The organism is Oleidesulfovibrio alaskensis DSM 16109 (assembly GCF_000482745.1).
Classification (GTDB): Bacteria; Desulfobacterota; Desulfovibrionia; order Desulfovibrionales; family Desulfovibrionaceae; genus Oleidesulfovibrio; species Oleidesulfovibrio alaskensis.
The window spans coordinates 106,415-125,707 of sequence record NZ_AXWQ01000006.1; the positions used below are offsets into that span (position 1 = coordinate 106,415).

A 19,293-nucleotide genomic window follows, 5' to 3' on the forward strand; every position below is an offset into this window, starting at 1 on the left:
AAACACCTTTCCTCGACGCACTCGTTACGCGGATGCGCCGTACCGTGCCGAGGTGGTGGAATTGGTAGACACGCTAGGTTCAGGGTCTAGTGGGGGTTCCCCCGTGGGAGTTCGAGTCTCCCCCCCGGCACCACGAATGTAAAAGGAGTCTGTTAGCAGACTCCTTTTTTTTGTTACCCGCTGCATCCGGCCAGCCCGTGCGCATCAATGCACTGCCCGCCCGACAAACGCCTGTCGGGCGCCCCGCATGCGCCCCATATGCCCCATATCCCCTGAAACTTTGACCTTCTCACACAAAATCCGCACTCTTTTTCTTTTCCGGTACAGCTCCGGCAGACGCCGCACAGGCCGCACCGGATATCCGCTGTTCCGGTGAACGTGAATCCGGATACTCTCATGTGCCGGACATGCCCTCCGGCGCATTCGTACATTCTTGCAGCGCTAGTATCCCGTATTTTCCAGCCGAATCTATGCCGCCCGAATCTCTGCATCCTGATGTGTCAGCCCGCGCATCATAGCATCGTCGACTCAAGCCAAACAAAAAACGTAATAAGCTGGACAGTTATAAAACAACTGTCATATCAGGCGACCTGTCCCGATTCCGCAGTTTCGCTGTACACAAAACCGGTATGCCTCCGGCAGTATGCACATCGCCCTTTTTTTCACATATTTTGCCCGAAAAAAAAGTTCCGCTGTTTTCACACCACACAAAGTGACAACTCAGGTTTACACAAGGGGTTCCCGCCGGCTTTTCCGCCGGGTGATATTTCCTCCGCCGCTTGCAGGGCACAGCCTGCCGGTCTGCCTTCCCGACCGTGCATCTGAAGGATAGTTTCTCCACTGCACCGCGATGCACCATGGAAAAATCTCCCGGCATAGTGATATGCCCCCCATCAGGTGAATGGTTTCAGCCTGGGGGGCTTTATCACCATGTCCACCTGATGGGGGGCATATCACTGGCGGGGCAGTTTCTGCATACAAAAAAACGCGGCCGGATAACCGGCCGCGTCTGTCATGGCAAAAGAAACTGCTCCAGCCGCCTTGCATACTGACGGGTGGTCTCCGCCTGAAACTCGGGGGCCACATGATCTTCCGAGTCCCCCAATCTGTCAGCGGAAAGCGGAAAAAGCTCCGGCACCACTGTCAGATGGCGCGTCTTGTTCAGCAGCCGCCACACCTCGCGCACATATCCGGCAGAATGCGCAATGACTTCCTCATGCATGGGGCCGAACACAAAAATACAGCGTACCCCCCGTGCAGCGCAATATGCGGCAAATTCATCAAGAGCCTGTACCACACGCTCACGCGGAGTCCCTGTTATCCAGTTTTTCACACCAAGTGTGCGTCCGCCGTTGTTGAATCTGCTGTCAGCCTGTTCCGTATACAATGTCCCGGCACTCAGCTCCGGCGTCATATCCGTCATACCGTGCCGGAGATGCCCAAGATCGGTGACGAACTGCAGATAGCCCGCCAGCACATCAATCGCCGTCACATTGTCACTCACGGCGATGCTCCGCCATGTCTGCGGACACCATGGGTCAACCGTGGCATACGGCCAGGTACCGGACCGGCGCTGAAAAATGTCGAGCGTCTGGAAAAAAACCACATTACGTATTTCCGGATGGTGCTGCATGGCGCGCAGGGCCATATTGACCGAACCCTGCACCCCGAAGCTGCCTGTAAGCGCCAGAGACAGTGCAGGGCGGCCCGTGACTGCGGAAAAAAGCGGAGCACTGACGGCGTTGCCCAATGAACTGTCACCCACGAGAAGAGTATGCACAGGGTCCGGCAGGGCAATGCGTTCCAGCTGGTACCTGACCAGCGCGTCCTGCTGCACCATCCGGAAACCGGAGGCATAGTTGGCAAACAGAAGCAGCTTGAACAGTGCAAACAGCCCCACAGTCCAGAACAGGGCATAGAAGGTGTGTCGCTTGTAACGGTCAACGCGCATAATCAAAACCTGAAGTAGATGAACTCGGAGACATGGGCGGCATCTGCCATGAAATACAGCGAGCAGAAAAGACAGATGACAATCCATGCTGTCCAGAACATGCCGGGGCTTACCAGCCCGCGCAGCGTGCGGGAGTTGGGAAAGACAAACGCCGCAAGGCACGCCGGCAGCAGAAACTGCAGCTGCCCGTAAGGTCCCACTCCTGTGGCTGCCTCGAACATATCCTTGAACGTTCTGGTCATGCCGAACCCGTGCAGTCCGGCCATGCCCTCGTATACTTTCAGAGCATCGGCAAAACTTTCTGCCCGGAAAAGCACCCACGCCAGATTGACAAACAAAAACGTACAGGCCCATCCCGCCAGCGCCGGCATACGGCGACCGCCTGCAGACCACACTCTGTGCACCGCCATGGCCGCGCCGTGCGCCGCGCCCCACGCCACAAACGTCCATCCGGCGCCGTGCCACAAACCGCCCAGCAGAAAGGTAAACACCAGATTGACCAGTGTCCGCGATTCTGACCGGCGGCTGCCGCCCAGCGGTATATACAGGTAATCACGAAGCCAGCGTGACAGGGTGATGTGCCAGCGACGCCAGAAATCCTGTATGTTCACAGCGCGATACGGGGAAATAAAGTTATCCGGCAGCCGGATATTCAGCATCTGCGAGGCACCCAGAGCCATATCGGTATAACCGGAAAAATCAAAATACAGCTGCATGGTGTAGGCAAGGCTTGTGCCCCAGGCCACTCCCATGCTCAAGGTATCGGCTGAATCAAACCCGTATCCGGCAAACACGGCCAGATTATCTGCCAGCACCACTTTTTTAAACAGTCCCAGAGAAAACAGGAACAACCCTGTATAAATATTCTGCCACTGCACCACGCGCGACCGCAACGAAGCAAACTGCGGCATCATCTCGGCGTGATGCACAATGGGCCCCGCGATAAGCTGAGGAAAAAAACATACAAACAGTGCGTAGTCCACAAAGCCGTGCGTACCCGCCCTGCCTCTGTGGCAGTCGACCAGATAGGCCACCTGCTGAAAGGTGAAAAAACTTATGGCCAGAGGCAGCACAATGTGCTGCAGCGGAACTGCCGCACCGGTAAGCGCATTGTACGAGCCGATCACAAAATCTGTATATTTGTAATACCCCAGCAGCCCGATGTTGGCCGCCACACCGCCAGCCAGCAACATGCGCCGCAATGTTCCCGAAGCGGACACCATAACCGCCGCGAGCAGATAGTTACCGGTAAGCGAACACACGATAAGCAGCAGATAAGCCGGATTCCACCAGCCGTAATACACCAGAGAAGCACCCAGCAGCCACAGTGCGGCTGCCCGAGGCAGGCGGTGTTTGCACAGCAGAAAAAAACCGCAGACTACCAGCGGCAGAAAGACGAACATAAACTGAAAGGTACTGAAAATCATAACTGCTACTTTTGAGACACGAAAAAAGGTAAGACTGCTGCCGCATGGCAGAGGCAGCAGGTCTAGTAACGGTTTAGTGTCACGCCGTAAAGCCGCCGCCTGCCCCAGACATGGCAAAAAAAAGCCGCGGGGGGTGGCAAACGCAATACACATCATTATACTATGTGCAGGTGTGTATGCCTTGGGGACTGTTCTGACCCGCAACCCGAAAGGAGACTCATATGGAAACCAGCGCCAGAAATACATTCAGCGGAACCGTTACCGCCGTCACCTCCAGCGCCGTCCAGAGCGAAGTGGTCATCACCACGGCATCCGGCAACCAGATTGTGACAACCATCACCAACAACAGCCGCGACCGGCTTGGAATAGCCGTGGGTAAAAAAGCCACGGCCCTGGTCAAAGCACCTTTTGTCATGCTGGAAAAAGCTGCTGAGCCTTCCCCCACCAGCGCGCGCAATGCCTTTGCAGGCACGGTCACCGGCACCATTGCTGACGAAGTGGTGACAGAAGTGAACGGAACGCTGCAGGACGGTACTCCCGTGTGCGCAGTAATAACCACCGCCAGCGCCAAAAAGCTGGGAGTGGAAAAAGGAGCTAAATTCATCTTCTTTTTCAAAGCTCCCTCGCCGATCCTTGTGATGGATTAAGCCTGAATAAAACAAAAGCCCCGCACCGGAACCGACGCGGGGCTTTTTTGATAGACCATAACAGTATACTGTATTCTGGCTGAACCATGTGATCTGACAGGAGGGTATGCCCCCGCGCCTGCACGGCACCTTCCCGTCGCTGATGCGGAACACAGCACCTTCCCCCGGACAGAGGCTGAAACAACTTGGCAGTTCTTCGGGCTTTTGGGGCGGTAACTAACATATGGAGATCTCATGCACGCTTCAACACTGGTCCTGATCATACTGTGCGCCGGACTGGCCAGCCAGTGGCTGGCATGGCGGCTTCGCCTGCCTGCGGTTGTCGTTCTGATCACCACGGGCATTATGCTTGGTCCTGCAAGCGGCATCATCGATCCTGGTCTGTCGCAGGCGGAACTGACGGAACTCATCGGTCTGGGGGTCGCCATTATTCTATTTGAAGGCGGCATGGACCTGAAACTGGGCGAGATCCGGCGCGTCGGTCATGGCGTGGGGCGGCTGACAATTTTAGGGCCTCCGCTGGCCTGGATTTTCGGTGCACTGGCTGCCCGCTTTGTTGCCGGACTCAGCTGGCCGGTATCATGGGTGCTGGGCGCCATTCTGGTTGTTACCGGCCCCACTGTAATCCTGCCCTTGCTGCGGCAGGCCCATCTCAACAAAAGGTCTGCGGCACTGCTGAAATGGGAAGGCATTGCCAACGATCCCGTGGGCGTTTTACTGGCAGTACTTACTTTTCAGTATTTTACGCTTACTGATGGCGGATGGACACAGGTGCTTGCGGGACTGGCTTCGGCTGCGGCCATGGCAGGACTGCTTGGCGGGCTGGGAGGCTGGCTCATCGGCTGGCTTTACCGCCGGGGAGTCGTCCCGACACGCCTTAAGGCGCCTCTGCTGATGGTACTGGTGCTGGCCGCATACTGGGCAAGCAATCTCATCCAGCATGAAGCGGGTCTCCTTACTGTGACTGTGATGGGAGTGGTCATCGGCAATATGCAGCTTGTGGAACGTGAGCCACTGCGACATTTCAAAGAAAACCTCACCATTGTACTGCTGTCCGCTCTGTTTATCGTCATTCCTTCACAGCTTCATCTGGAACAGGTGAACCTGCTTAACTGGCCTGTGGCCGCCTTTGTACTGGTCACCCTGCTTGTTGTGCGCCCGCTGTCAATCGTGCTGGCTACCGTTGGTGCCCCCATGCGCGGCGAGGACAAGCTGTTGCTGGCATGGATTGCTCCCCGCGGAATCGTTGCCGCAGCCACTGCAGGAATTTTCGGACCGGCGCTGGTAGCCGCCGGATATCAGGATGCCGAAGCACTTCTGCCCATTGTCTTTCTGATCATTTTTACCACCGTGCTGGCACATGGGTTCACACTGGGGCCACTGGCGCGAAAACTGGGGCTGGCAGCGGAAGAAGAAAACGGCCTGCTCATTGTAGGAGCCTCTCCCTGGTCACGGACTCTGGCTCAGGCTCTGAAAAAGCTTGATGCGGATGTGGTAGTGGCCGACGGCTCCTACCAGCGGCTCAGACCTTTCCGGATGGACGGCATAAAGGTGTATTACGGTGAAATTCTTTCTGAACATGCCGAGCATGAACTCGATGACGAACACCTGAGCTATCTGCTCTGCGCAACCGACAACCATTACTACAACGCGCTGGTCTGCAAGGCACAGGGGCATGAATTCGGTCATCACCGCACCTTTCAGCTGGCCCCCTGTCAGGAAGCCGGACATGAACAAAAACGGCTTCTTTTGCAGCAACGCGGCTACTTTGCCTTTGAACCGCCAACAGATTTTTGCACATTGCACCAGCTGTTAAGCGACGGCTGGACAGTACAGTCCACCCGCCTGAGCGACACTTTCAATATCGGCAGGCTGAAAGACAGACTCGGCGCTCCCGGTGCCGACTGGATATTGATCGGCGGAGTATCCCCGCAGGGAAAACTGCAGATTTATTCCAATGAACAGGCATTCAAGCCTGCCAAGGGCTGGACGCTGCTTTACTTTGCACCCGAGAAAAAAGAGGCAGCACAAGCCAGAAGTGACACAGAACAGTGATGCGCAGGATGATGCTGCAGCCAGATGACAACGTATTCCCCGTATCCGCGAGAGATGTCGCCGGTATTCAGCAACAGTTAAAGACTATCATTACGAAACGTATGATCAGACCCGCAGCGTCTATCACACAGCTTAACATACTGAAATATTGTAATGTCCTGAGTTGTTTAATGCCTTATGAATACGTATGTAAAATTTGGGCAAAAGAGCCCTGAAGATTCAAAATTGTTCCGCCCATCACGTTTTGGGACTATATAGCGAGTTCCTCCTTTGGAATATCAGGATAAGCAAAAATGAAAACATAGGGGAAGGCGAAGACGCGGGATTTTCAAACGGCGTTGGCTCCTTGTAAAAATCTTAGGGCTTAGGCAATTCTGCGGAGAGTAGCCGCATGCTAAGAAAGTTTTTTACATTCTTAGTGATAGATTTTTCATTAAGGGGCCATTTCGTGGTTCCCATATCTTCTGCTTTGCCACGCCAAGCCTGATACACTTTCACAAACGTTTTTCCAGTGTATGAAAGATATAAAAAACCGCTCTCAACATTATTGCCGTTTACCACAAACGGATCAGCAAGGCTTTGGCAATGGAAGGTGGTTACCATTCTGCCATCCTCTGATGTAATCAACATGGAGGTCGGCTTTTCCTTGCATCCTAATGCCATTGCCCTGAAAGATTCAGCTACAAATCGTTTAAAATCATATTCAGGAAGATACCACGCATATACCCCATAAATTGTAGTCCAATGCTCAAATTCTTGACTTTTAGGAATTTGCTCCAGCGTAAAGCTGTTTTGTTCTTGTTGACGGAATACTTTAAAGTCGGAGAGGTCTCCATTTTCTTCCATCCAGTACGCAACTGGATAAGAAAGCGTCCCTTCATACAGATTAATAACCTGACTGATTTGCTTTTTTTCTGCAGCAACTGCAATGCTTGAAAGCGCAACAAACAAAAAACAGCCCACGATAGAAACGTATCGCAACTTACTCCTGTGATTCATTCACGGACTCCTGCTCTTCACTAAAACGTTCTGCGTATGTTAAAAATTTAAATCCTTCAGACATAATTATTTTATTCATGTCCTTCTCTATGCGCTGCATAATAGATTCATCAGCAGTGTCACTCTGCTGCAACACCGTCACAAACGTTTCTTTGTACTTGCCAACGTATAAAACACCCTGCCTTGCAGAAGGCTCTACCGATTGCAGGTGATATAGTTCATAAAGTCCAGAACCCTGTGCACCTTCATGCACTTTGGTTACTAGCCATGATTCAAGTAAGGATTGTAAGAATGCGCCACGTTGATCTGCGAAGTTTTCTTCTGGCGATTGTGTAAACTCAACAGATAATTTTTTTGAAGGATTCTCTACAGATTCGTTTTTAGGTACGAAGTCATAAGCAAAAAACGTTTCACTCCGCCTGTGAAAGACTTCATAATCTGCTTTAGAGGCTTCTGTATGCGTCCAGTATGGTGTGGGGTACTGTAGTTTTACGTCAAACTGGTACGCAGCCCGTTTCCAGCGGATTGCTCTGGGGCTTTTTGTGAAGATCACATCTTCAGGGGCAACGGAGGTATCCAGCACCTGCGGCCGTAACTGTTCAACTTCCGGTTCAAAGTTAAACGTTGTGCCGCGTTTTTCCAGAAAATCTACACAACGCCAGAACCACATAAATTGAGGCTTATCAGGGGTAAGTAGTTTATTTCCCCATATTGGCATCGGGCCATCCTCCAATACGTTAATGAAATTCCTTCCGTTTCTGAACTCAGGCGTATAATCCACCCCCTCATGCAATAAAAATAACACATAGTCATATCGATCGTTTACCTGAAAAATATAAGGATCACCTCTCCAATCTCGAAATTCTATATCCGCGCCGGAATTATATAAAGGCACAAAAGCTGTCACATCATAGCTGCCAGTCCAGTCCAAGGGCCTCTTGTGGGACCACCCAACTTCCAAGTCAGGATTTGCGCCACCTTCTTTAAGAAGTATCTCAAGAAAGTCTGTGCCAATGGTAGAGGCATAAAATGTGGCCAAGTGAATTAACGAATCATCATCTTCCCATATTATATTAGGGTCTGCACCCAAATGTAACAGATGGAGCAGACCTTTTTCGTTGTAATGGAATATCAACCAAGCAGGGACAGTAACGCCATATGCACCAGTGGCATTTACATCTGCCCCCTGCTGCACAAGCCTATCCATTGTTTTTGTATCGCCTCTGGCAGCAGCACGTGCCAAAGCCTGTGCTTGTGGATTGTCTTTAAACATCTCACGGACACTCATGGCATACAACGGGCCGGGATTGCCATCATCCTTTCTAAGCAGCTTTCCGCCGGGAATAAACCGGGTAAGCACGGTGAAGGCATTCGGCCCTCCGGGGCTGTTACTGCTGGGGGCGCATCCCCCCGCTAGAAGAGCAATGCAAAGGAAAAATGGTAAAAAGCGAAATGGCATCTTAAACGGGCCTCCTTTATTCAGGATTGGGAATTTTAAATGCATGATACATAGCTCCTATGCCATGGAAACCGCCACCATCAACAACTACTTGTTTACCTCTGCTCTGGGCAGGAAAGAATAAGCTCTTGCAATACTGTCAGCAGTAAGTTGCCAGACCGCAGTAATTAGTCAGCAAATCAAAAGGAACTTTATTTATAGCTCTATATTCTTAAGCATTACACCCCAGCCTAGGGGGCTGCATACAAAAAAGGCAGCCGCAATACGGCTGCCTTCATCATCAGATAAAAGACACGGCCACGAAGCCGGAACCGCTCTCTCCGGCATGCATTTTCCTGACACCAGGCCGTATATAACGCTCATAACGGCAAGGACATGATGCTCCGGTAGAAAAGCGGTACACAACATTTCAACGCGGCAGGGCTCTGCATGCGTGTTTGTACACAAATAAACACCCCATGCAACAAGCCGGTCACAGCACGGTCTGCGCCGCCGTCATCAGCCTTTATGCAGAGGTTCTCCGCTCCAGCCGTAATCGTGCAGATACACCCATTGATCATTGGGCATTTTTCCGTTTGCATATACGTTGCCGGCTTCCACCTCCATATAGCCCGCGTTTTCGATATGGTCGAGCTGCCGCCCCTGTGCTTCGAGCTTGAGATGGAAAAAGTAACGTCCGCCGTTAAGCATCATGCGGGGCACAGTGCAGTACAGCACTCCGTTTTCCCCCGCGGAAATGTCGATGCGTTCTTCAGTGTACACGTTGCTGAACAGCCCGGCAGGCTTGTTGAGCATGGAATAAAGCCGCAGGTACACCTTTACATCACTGAACGATTCTTCTGCATGCGACTGATACTCCAGCGCAATACGCACCGGTTCGCCGGATACGGCTGAGGCCAGCCTGTTGCCCTGCATATCCTCAATCCACGAATTGACAAAACGCACATGCCCTGCGCCGCATCGGTCCTTACGGTCGTGCAGGGCGGTTGTAACCCCGAATCCCGCACTGGTAAGATAATGATCGATAACTTGCCGCGTATCGCCGTTTTTTATTATCCGGCCTGAATCCATATGCATGACCCGGCCGCACAATGCACTCACGGAGTTAAGCTGGTGGCTTACAAAAAGCACGGTGCGGCCGCCGCTTGCCACCTTGTGCATTTTATCAAGGCATTTTTTCTGAAAAGCGGCATCGCCCACGGCCAGCACTTCGTCGATAATCAGAATTTCAGGCTCCAGATGCGCAGCCACGGAAAAAGCCAAACGCATGACCATGCCAGAGGAATAACGTTTGATAGGCGTATCAATAAAACGGTCAAGCCCCGCAAAATCGACAATTTCATCAAATTTTGCGGCAATTTCTCCTTTGCGCATGCCCAGAATGCTGCCGTTCATAAACACATTTTCACGTCCGGTAAGATCGGGGTGAAACCCTGTGCCCACTTCAAGCAGGCTGGCCACGCGGCCATTGATGATCACCCTGCCGCGCGTCGGCTCTGTAATGCGTGAAAGCACCTTGAGCAGCGTACTTTTGCCCGCGCCGTTACGTCCGATAATCCCCAGCACCTCGCCTTCGGCCACTTCAAACGATACATCGCGCAAGGCCCACAGCACGCCGGGATCATCCTCGTCAACAGGTACACCGAATGTGTTCAGCGACTTAAGATTTCGGTAATTTTTAACAGGAGTCTTCAGCCACGAAACCGCGGCTTCGGCAATGGAGTCATGTATTTCATTTTTCAGCCCAAGCCGGTACATTTTGCTCAGGTTTTCTACCTGTATAATCGGTTCAGCGCTCATCAGTACGCCTCTTCATCGTTGGGTTCAGCCCGAAATGGCAACCTCCGCGGCAGCATCCTTCGGGCAGGAAGTCCGCATACAACAACGGATCGTACGGCATCAGCCGTCCAGACCGTGTTTTTTCAGCAGATCATAAAACGTGGGCCGGCTCACGCCGATGGATTTGGCAGCCTGCACTATATTACCGGAAAAAGTTCTCAGCGCCTGCTCCACCATGTCGCGCTCCACCTCATTACGGGCTTCCTTCAAAGTCTTCCGTCCCGCAGACGGAACAGCCCCCTCCGGAGCAGGCTGCACCGGCTCCGGCTCTATGCCCAGATCTTCGGGACCGATACGCTGTCCGCTGGTCAGAATGACCGCTCTGCGCACCTTGTTTTCCAGTTCACGCACATTGCCGGGCCACGGGTAATGCAGCATGGCTTTCTCCGCCGCGGCAGAAAATCCCTGCACTTTTGTTTTCTGCTGCACGCCGATACTGCTCAGAAAATGACGGGCCAGCAGCAGCACATCTGCCCCGCGTTCACGCAACGGGGGCAGGTTGATGGTAACCACCCCAATACGGAAATACAGATCTTCGCGGAAGGCTCCTTCGCGCATGGCCTGTTCGATGTCCACATTGGTAGCGGCAATGATACGGCAGTTAACCGGAATATCCTTGCGTCCGCCAACCCGCTGCATCACCATTTCCTGCAAAAAACGCAAAAACTTCACCTGCATGCTTGCCGGCAGTTCACCTATCTCGTCCAGAAAAAGCGTGCCCCCGTCGGCATATTCCACCTTGCCCTGCACCCGGCTGGTGGCACCGGTAAATGCCCCTTTCTCATGTCCGAACAGCTCTGATTCAATAAGCGTTTCAGGAATGGCACCGCAGTTTACGGCAACCATGGCACCGCTGCGCCGCGAACTGAGCCTGTGCACCGCGCGCGCCACCAGTTCCTTGCCTGTGCCCGATTCGCCGGTCACCAGCACCGGAGCATCTGCTCCGGCTACTTTTTCGATGGTGGCATACACCCGCCGCATGGCTTCGCAGTCTCCCACCAGACCGTTGAAGTGAGGCACTTCCGGCTCAGGCGGCAGGTCTTCCTGCAGAGGCTGGTCGGCTGCTTTAAGCTCGCTCAGATAAAAAGCCCTGTTGATAATGACCTTAAGCTCGGCAAGGTCCACAGGCTTGCGGCAGAAGTCGAAAGCACCCGCACGAATGGCACGGAGCGCATTTTCCTTGTCGTGATGACCGGTCACCACCACAATCTGGGCATTGGGGTCATGGCGCAACATGGCATCCAGACAACGGAACCCTTCATCCGTACCTTCAGGGTCGGGCGGCAGCCCGAGGTCAAGAGTGACGGCTCCGGGACGATGTTCACGGAACAGCTTCAGTGCCTCCTGCCCGTCTGCCGCCAGCAACAGATCATACGGTTCCCGCGACAGCCCCCAGCGCAGTTGGCGGCGCACATCCTCGTTGTCATCAACAATCAGCAATTTCGGCATGGTAATCCCCTGTGGTCCGGTTTTCTGCCGCACCGTGCTCTGTGGCTGCGGATATGCAGAAAACCATGCGGCATCAGACAGAAGCGCCCTTTGCACCGCCGTTGCCCGCGCTCTGCGGCTTCTCCTGCTGCGAGGCGAATTCAATGACAAATTCTGCCCCTTCTCCCGGCCTGTTCCGCACATGCAGCGCGGCGCCGTGCGCCTCGACAATTTTTTTGCAATGGTAAAGACCAATGCCCATCCCGCGTCTTTTGGTACTGCGGAACGGTTTGAACAGCCCCCGGCGCAGAATATCTCTGTCTATGCCCCCGGCGCTGTCACGCACAGAAACTGAAAATACAGGTTGCTGCACCGTAGTTACAGTGACCGGCCGGTCACCGCCCGCTTCCACCGCGTTCAGAAACAGATTCACAAACACTTTTTCAATCTGCTCTTCATCAACGGCAGCAACAAGCTGCGGCCCCTGCACAACCAGCCGGACGCCGGGCACCTGCAAAGCCGCCTTACGCACCAGTTCGTGCATATCCACAGGCGCAAGACGCAGGCTTCCGGCATCGGGCAGGTGTTTCAGCTGCGTTATCAGCACCTTCATCTTGGTCACGGTGTTTTCCAGACTTTCCAGCATATCGGCCTGAAAATCGGGTTCGCCAATGAAGTCGCGGGCATTTTCCGTTACCAGAGACAACGTATAAACCTGATTTTTCAGGTCGTGCAGCACAAAAGCAGCCACTTTGCCCATGGCTTCCATCTCCCGTGCCGCCGCAAGCTCGTTGCCCAGACGAAAACTTTTCACCGTAAGCCCCACCTCGTGAGCCATGGCATCCATCAGCTCAAAATCTTCGGTGTCATAGGCTTCCGAACGGTCTATGGCCGGCCCGAGAAGCAGCAGCCCTTCAAAGCTGTCTCCTGCCGCAACAGGCACCACAACCTCGGCTCTGGTGGCACGCACAAAATCGAGACACCCTGCTTCCTCCATATGTCCTGCCGCAGCCAGCCGGTCTTTGAGCACCGGTATGGCCACAGGAGCCTGCAGTTCCATAATCAGTGAAAAATCAATGGACTCCGGCATAACTTGCGGCTCGTCCATTTCGTAGTACTCACCAGCCGTCACTCTGCCCTGTGTTTCATGGTCCGCCGCAAACCACGCCCCGCCCACAAAACCGAAGGCCTCGCAATAATGCAGCAGTACCGTGCGGGTAAGTTCGTCCATACCGCGCACTCCGGCCAGACGCCTTGTAAATTCCATCCACTGGCTGCGGTAGTCATACTTGTCCTGATAAAAATTACGCTGCAGCCATATGCGCAGCCGTCTGCGCACCCGTTCGGAAAGCAGCACCAGCACCACCGCCAGTCCCAGCAGAAACAAAAGACCGATAGCCGCGTGCCGCTCGAACTCCGAGCCGAAATGCCGCACTCCTTCACGCGCAATGCCCAGCCCTATAAGGTATACGCCCGCCAGCAGCACCACGGTGGAACGCAAAGCAAACCTGCCGGTAACCGTCACCCTGCCGCTTTCGCGCCGCAGTTCGGCAAAAAACAGCATGGCTATGCCCAGCATGCTGCCTGCCGTCCGCAGCCCGCCGTAGTTCATGTCTATGGAACGGTGCAGCAGGCCCTGACTGTAAAAAAGGACATGGGCCATAAGCACGGTACCGCCGCCCACCAAAGCCAGCTTCACACGCCAGCGGTCACTGTGCCGCGCGTTGCGCAGTGTGGCTTCCAGATTGCCCAACGCCACAAGAAGAAACAAAATGATGAGCAGATATAACGAAAAAGCCAAAGGCTCCAGATAGATAACCTGCTCCAGCGTAAAATCAGGCAAAAACAGAAAACGGGAAACCGGAAACAGCACCACCAGCAAAGCGGGAATAAAAGAAGCGAAAAGCAACAGGCGGTTGAGCAGGCTGAGCCCCTGCCACGAAAAACCGCGTGCATACGCCAGTCCGAACAGCAGCCACGCCGGACATAACAACCCCTGCAGCAGCAGCACCGGTTGCAGCAGACCATGGGCAGGCACACTGAGATACTGCAGGGCACCTTCGGCCGCTGCCACGGCTGCTGTCACACCCACCGCGGGAATGACAGTCAGCGCCCTGCGCATACCGGCAGTGCGCACCGTGTAAACGCAGAAAGCCGCAGCCAGCAGCGCTCCCAGAAATACTGACAATATCAGCGTCATACCATACCGTCCCCGGTGTGCGGCACCTGTCAGCGCGGCAGAAAGGTGTTCAGAACAGGATAAAAATCACTGATGAAACGCGTTGCCACCTCATCAGGCTGCGGAATATGCGGAGGAACGGATATTCTGATAAACGAGGCATCCTTGCGCCCGTGCAGCAGCCCGTTGACAAGCTGCTCCCACTTCAATGCATATTCATCCGTCAGACTGCGCCCCCGCACATCAAACCAGTAATAAAACGACGTGCTCATTTCGCCATAGGCGTATTCCGCACGCACCAGATGCACGCTGCCGGCAGAAGTACGCACCACCATGGGGTTTGAAGACAACTCATACCAACCGGAACCGGGCAGACAGTTACGGGGGGAATGTATTCCGCCTTCCCCTTTAGCGCCGCCGTGATAGCCCACATACAAATCCACCACGACACCGGAACGGTCCTGATAGCGGCGCATCAGGTAGTCTGTGGGACGCAGCAGGTCCAGCACTTCGGTGCTGAATGCAGTCTGGCCCATCAGCCGCCACGGCCCCAGAGAAACAGGAATTTCCTGCAGCGGACGGTGGGGCGGAGCAGACGCTGTCGAATGTGTATGCACAAAAACAGCCGCAAGAGCCAGCAGCGCAAAAACAACGCAGAACCTAGCGCGCATTACGTCCTCCCATGCTCAGCAGCCAGCCTATGACTGCAATGAGCACCATGGCCGTGGCAAAAACAGCCAGCCCGGCAAAATCATGGAAAAAGCCTTCGGCGGCTCCTTTACCCACATGACGGGCCAGAAAACCCGTGACAAAAACCCGGAACACGTTGGTGGCCACCGCCACGGGCACAGCGGCCAGAACAAGAACAACACGCTGCCACGGTCTGCGCAGAAACATGAACCCGTATGCGGTGGACAACGCCAGCAGGCTCATGAGCGACCGCATGCCGCTGCAGGCGTCCACCACCTCCAGCGTGATGTTGGGAAAAATGATCACATTTCCTTCGCGCAGCACCGGCAGGCTGAACAGCTTGAGTCCGGCCACAGCCACTTTGGCCACAAACAGCTTCAGAGGAAAAGCCACCTCGTCATACAAAATATATGGTATCGGAATCATGAAGAAAAGATAGCCGAGCGGTACCAGCAGAACGCGGAGCAAAGGATAGCCGTATACAAAGGCAATCATGCCCGCGGTGACGATGATCATGGAAGAACGCATGGTCATGAATTCCACGGAACTCACACCGAGCAGCAAGGTCACCAGACCTCCGGCCAGAATAACCATCCCGCCTGCAGCAGGTTTCACCGGCACCTGCCGCACGGCATCGCGGCGCAGCCACAGCAGATAGCCGGCAATGAACGGCACAAGAAACCCATGCGAATAGTTGGGGTCGTGCTCCCAGTTCATAACCATTTCCACCGCTATCTGATGGTAGATGACCGCCATAAGCAGCCCGAACACCAGCAGGTACCCGCGGGTACCGCGCAATCCTTCGGCAGCGTTCATATCTGTCCTCTTACGTTATATGTCGTGCTGCGGCAGCCTGTGCCGGTTCCGTATCATGCCGTCAAACAAGGCCTCCGCCCTGCGCGCCGTTTCGCGAACGTCAAACCGCTGCGCCGCCTGCGGCTGAAAACGGACAAACCCGGCGCGTATCTGCCCGTCATCGGCAAGCAGACGGGCCATGCACGCGGCAAGCGCTGCGGCATCTCCCGCAGGAAAGGTCAGGGCCGGTGTGGCGGCCACAGCCTCGCGCAGCCCTATACAATCAGAAGCCACAAGCGGCACCCCGGCGCACAGCGCCTCCGCCGCCACAAGCGGCAGGGCTTCCCAGCGCGAAGGCATGATCACGGCGTCAAGATCATGGTATACTTCTGTCATACCGGGCTGAAACGGCATAAAAACAACATAGTCCTGCAGACCATGTTCCTGTACCTGCTTGCGGTAGACCCGTTCATAGTCGCCCGACCCCACGGCCACCACGCGGAATGCGGCATTACCCGCAGATGTTTTCTGCAGTTCCGCCACCGCATCGATAAGCAGATCCATCCCTTTTTGCGGCATGAATCTGCCCAGAAAACCGAACAGAAAAGTATCTTCATCAACACCGGCGCGACGGCGGAACCCGCCCCTGTTCTGCGGGGTGCTGCTGTACATGTCTGCTGCAATTCCCGTGGGGATGGCGGTAACCCTCGGTGCATCAGGATCAAAGCCCGGCACCTGCTCTGCAAGATGCCCGAGAATGTCGTGCCCCACACCGTACACCACATCAGCCCCCATGATGGTTCTGTTGGCAACGGCACGGCGGATGCGCCCTTTCCATCCCGTCAGGTAGCGTTCTTCAAGCACGCCGTGCACCGTGAGCACATGCGGCACCGCAGGCAGCCAGTTGGCGGCGGTCACCGCGGAAGCGGAAGTGAACCCCTGACTTTGTATCACGTCGTACCTGCGGCTGCGCAACTGGCGCCATACAGCAGCCGTCAGTGCGGCAACATCGCCCCAGCGTTCCCCGCGGCACAGAACAAGCTCGCCTCCGAACTGCTGCACATCTGCGGCCAGTGCATCACGTTCCTGCGTTTCCACCGCCAGCACGGTGACCTGCCACGCATCGGAAAGACAACCGTACACATACCGCATATACGAGCGGATGCCCCCCACCGGCCAGCGCACCACGCAGAGCAGTTGTTTACGACCGTCCATGCCTGCGTACCTCCTGAGCAAATAAAAAATTTCCCAAAACGGTGACTCCTCCGAGCCAGAGCCAAGTGTAGCGGTAAAGGTTATGGTCGCCCCATCCTTTGAACAGCATCAGGAGCAGTGTCTGCATTACAGCCTGCGCCACCAGAGAATAAAACATGAGACTGCCCGGCAGGTCACCGCCGGCAAGCCCTCCGGCACCTGCACCGGCCCGTGCTTTTCTGCGTTGCGCCTGCACAGGGCGCGGTTGCGGTGTGTGCCTGTCTGCGGCCAAAGTCTGCGGAACGGTTCTGTCCGCCGGCGCGGAACCGGCTGTTTCAGGGGTATCAGGCAACGGTTTCATGCGGTACGGGGCTTCTCCGGTCTCCTGTTGTGTCGCTTTCAGGGCATAGCCGTGCCGTGTGCTGACATTGTCTTCCGCCGGAGGCACATGGTTTTTCATGCTGTACCGCGCCCCGTTGCTGCCACCGCCATCGCGCGCGGCAGCCGGGCTGCGCACCGCAGTGCTTCTGTCATGCACATTGCGTCTGGCAGAACGCAGCAAGGCAGGGTGGCTCAGCAGCAGGCGGCATCGCCTGCGCAGCAGGATGTTCTGCCTGAACAGAACCACCACAAGACCGCCGAATGACAGAATACCGGCCAGCCCCAGTTCTCCGGCCACTTCTCCGTACACGTTGTGCGACTTGGGGCCGGATGAGAGCCCCTCCCAGCTATACCCGAAGTTGCCGGGACCTATGCCCAGCAGCGGATACCGGGTGAATACTTCCATGCCCTGCTGGAATCCTTTCAACCGGCCTTCGGCAGATTCTATGGCGCCTTTGCCCGTATGGCCGTAGCCAAAAGTGGAAAGAAAGCGCTGCTGCAGGTCATCGGGCATGAAATCCCATGCAAAGACAAGCAGCAGAAAAACGACAAAAATTCCGACAAGTTTGCGCGATGATGACATGAGCACCAGCAGCGCAAAAAATATGGCGGTCACCATGCCGCTGCGCGACCCCGTAAAGATTATGCCCACCAGCGCCATGCCCCCGTACAGCCAGAGACCGCGGCGTACCCACACGGAAGGAAACCGGCAGCGCACAAGGGCCCAGAACAAAGGCAGCGAGTACGCGATACTTGCCGCAAACGAGTTGGGGTCACCATAGGTCACATCTATCCCCACCATCCGCCGGATACCCATACGGTATACATGGCGGCCGTGGACAAAAAATTCCCACATGGATTTTCCCACATACAGCCCCATGACCGCCACAAAAGCCAGCAGGACAAATCTGAAATCGCGCTCGTTACGGACAGACAGAATAAGCATGACATAAAAAACGATATACTTCAGATAGTCTTCCACCGTCCGCCACGCAGCCTGTCCGTTGTACGCCCCCAGAGCGGAAACGAGCAAAGTCAGCGCCAGCGCCCCCACGGCCAGATGTACCGGACTGGAGGGCAGCCGTTTGCCCGGCACAAAAAACGCCGCAGCCATGAATGTGAGCATGTAGACGCGCTCAAGCCGGAAGTCTCCCAGCACCGGCCAGTATTCATACGGCCGGAATATAAGCAGAAAAAGATAGCCCGCGAGCATGAGCGGAAGCAGCATGTCACGACGCATACGGTCCTCTTCCGGTAACAGCGCAAAGCCCCCGCAACAGCCCTTCCGGCAACGCGGCCAGTGCGTAATAGCGTACGGCATCGGCCCGCATGCCGTAGTTCAGCACACTGCGGAAACAGCGGCGTGCCTGACGCCTGCTGCCCGTGGAAAAATAATGATACCCCAGAGCGAAGTACTGTTCTGACAGGCGCCCCCGCAGCACCTGCTTTGCGGTTTCATCCGCGGTTGATTCCAGTTCGCGCAGAAACACGCGGATATGGTTGGCATGATACCGTTCGGCGTTGGTTGTGCTGTTGTCACCGTGGTATTGTCTGACAACAAGAGGCTCGTCTATGAAACCGAAAGGATACAGCTTTGCTATCCGCAGCCACATGTCCAGATCCTGACAGGTCCGCAACCCCTCGTCATGCATGCCGGCTGCGGAAAAACATTCTTTGCGCACCAGCACCGTGGGCGTGAAGACAAACCCCTCGCGCAGCAGATCGACATATTTCCAGCCGCTGCCGGTGCAGGTATACCCCCGCTCGTGCAGGTATGAATGGTGTATGACGCGGCCATGCTCTACATGCTGCATATCGCAGTACACCAGACCGTATTCGGGATGGGCATCCGCAAACGCAGTCTGCACCGCCAGCTTATGCGGCAGCCACAGGTCGTCTGAATCAAGAAAGGCGATCAGCGGGCCGCGGGCCTGCCGTATGCCCTCGTTTCTGGCGCTTGAGGGACCGCCGTTTTCCTTGCGGAAATAGCGGATACGCCCTTCATAGCGCGCAGCGATGCCGGGCGTGTCATCGGTGGAACCGTCATCCACAAGAATCACTTCGTAATCCTTGTACGTCTGTGCAAATACCGACTCAAGGCACTGCTCCAGCAGATGGCCGTAATTGTACGTCGGAATAACCACACTCACCCGGGGTGTTGTCGTCATATATCACTCCCAGCCGCTTACCGGCTTCATACCCTGCTGTGTGTCCCGCTTTTGCCGGCGGGCAACGCGCCGGCTGCGGCA

At 55.1% G+C, this 19,293-nt stretch carries 14 protein-coding genes and 1 tRNA gene; 3 read left to right on the plus strand and 12 right to left on the minus strand.

Going from position 1 to position 19,293, the window contains the following annotated elements:
- Positions 1 to 46: 46 nt before the first annotated feature.
- A tRNA-Leu gene (locus H586_RS0105550) sits at positions 47 to 133 on the plus strand.
- An 879-nt stretch (positions 134 to 1,012) separates the two neighbouring features.
- Here H586_RS0105550 and H586_RS0105565 read toward each other — a convergent pair.
- The gene (locus tag H586_RS0105565) at positions 1,013 to 1,951 is read right to left on the minus strand and encodes a hypothetical protein (RefSeq protein WP_011366924.1); all 939 of its coding nucleotides are present in this window, start codon (positions 1,949 to 1,951) and stop codon (positions 1,013 to 1,015) included.
- A gap of 2 nt (positions 1,952 to 1,953) precedes the next feature.
- Positions 1,954 to 3,378, minus strand: coding sequence for an MBOAT family O-acyltransferase (locus H586_RS0105570; protein ID WP_027181539.1), 1,425 nt, complete (start codon positions 3,376 to 3,378; stop codon positions 1,954 to 1,956).
- Between the two features lie 221 nt (positions 3,379 to 3,599).
- On the opposite strand from H586_RS0105570, the gene H586_RS18255 reads away from it, so the two are divergent.
- Positions 3,600 to 4,025 carry a TOBE domain-containing protein gene (locus H586_RS18255; RefSeq protein WP_011366922.1) on the plus strand — a complete coding sequence of 142 codons (426 nt, stop codon included), beginning with the start codon at positions 3,600 to 3,602 and terminating at the stop codon, positions 4,023 to 4,025.
- A 234-nt stretch (positions 4,026 to 4,259) separates the two neighbouring features.
- On the plus strand, positions 4,260 to 6,080 hold the full coding sequence (locus tag H586_RS18260; protein WP_011366920.1) for a cation:proton antiporter: 1,821 nt from the start codon (positions 4,260 to 4,262) through the stop codon (positions 6,078 to 6,080).
- 357 nt (positions 6,081 to 6,437) lie between these two features.
- Here the strand turns inward: H586_RS18260 and H586_RS0105590 are convergent, their stop codons facing one another.
- From H586_RS0105590 to H586_RS0105635, 10 genes are all read right to left on the minus strand, one after another.
- Positions 6,438 to 7,079, minus strand: coding sequence for a hypothetical protein (locus H586_RS0105590; protein ID WP_027181541.1), 642 nt, complete (start codon positions 7,077 to 7,079; stop codon positions 6,438 to 6,440).
- A complete protein-coding gene (locus H586_RS0105595) occupies positions 7,063 to 8,583 on the minus strand; it encodes a hypothetical protein (protein WP_034618671.1) in 1,521 nt (506 codons plus the stop codon). The genes H586_RS0105590 and H586_RS0105595 overlap by 17 nt, the downstream gene beginning before the upstream one ends.
- Positions 8,584 to 9,036: 453 nt before the next feature.
- Positions 9,037 to 10,338, minus strand: coding sequence for an ABC transporter ATP-binding protein (locus tag H586_RS0105600; protein WP_011366911.1), 1,302 nt, complete (start codon positions 10,336 to 10,338; stop codon positions 9,037 to 9,039).
- A gap of 99 nt (positions 10,339 to 10,437) precedes the next feature.
- Positions 10,438 to 11,826, minus strand: a complete 1,389-nt coding sequence (gene prsR, locus H586_RS0105605) for a PEP-CTERM-box response regulator transcription factor (protein WP_011366910.1) — start codon at positions 11,824 to 11,826, stop codon at positions 10,438 to 10,440.
- 73 nt (positions 11,827 to 11,899) lie between these two features.
- Positions 11,900 to 14,005, minus strand: a complete 2,106-nt coding sequence (gene prsK, locus H586_RS18265; RefSeq protein WP_051363877.1) for an XrtA/PEP-CTERM system histidine kinase PrsK — start codon at positions 14,003 to 14,005, stop codon at positions 11,900 to 11,902.
- 29 nt (positions 14,006 to 14,034) lie between these two features.
- A complete protein-coding gene (locus H586_RS0105615) occupies positions 14,035 to 14,655 on the minus strand; it encodes an exosortase C-terminal domain/associated protein EpsI (protein ID WP_011366908.1) in 621 nt (206 codons plus the stop codon).
- Complete coding sequence (gene xrtA, locus H586_RS0105620) at positions 14,645 to 15,490, minus strand: exosortase A (protein ID WP_027181543.1); 846 nt, start codon at positions 15,488 to 15,490, stop codon at positions 14,645 to 14,647. The genes H586_RS0105615 and xrtA overlap by 11 nt, the downstream gene beginning before the upstream one ends.
- A gap of 15 nt (positions 15,491 to 15,505) precedes the next feature.
- Positions 15,506 to 16,684: a glycosyltransferase family 4 protein gene (locus tag H586_RS0105625; protein ID WP_027181544.1), complete on the minus strand. Its 1,179-nt coding sequence runs from the start codon at positions 16,682 to 16,684 to the stop codon at positions 15,506 to 15,508.
- Positions 16,671 to 18,284: an O-antigen ligase family protein gene (locus tag H586_RS0105630; RefSeq protein WP_027181545.1), complete on the minus strand. Its 1,614-nt coding sequence runs from the start codon at positions 18,282 to 18,284 to the stop codon at positions 16,671 to 16,673. The genes H586_RS0105625 and H586_RS0105630 overlap by 14 nt, the downstream gene beginning before the upstream one ends.
- Positions 18,274 to 19,212, minus strand: coding sequence for a glycosyltransferase (locus H586_RS0105635; RefSeq protein ID WP_011366904.1), 939 nt, complete (start codon positions 19,210 to 19,212; stop codon positions 18,274 to 18,276). Before H586_RS0105635 ends, H586_RS0105630 begins: the two co-directional genes overlap by 11 nt.
- Positions 19,213 to 19,293: the final 81 nt, after the last annotated feature.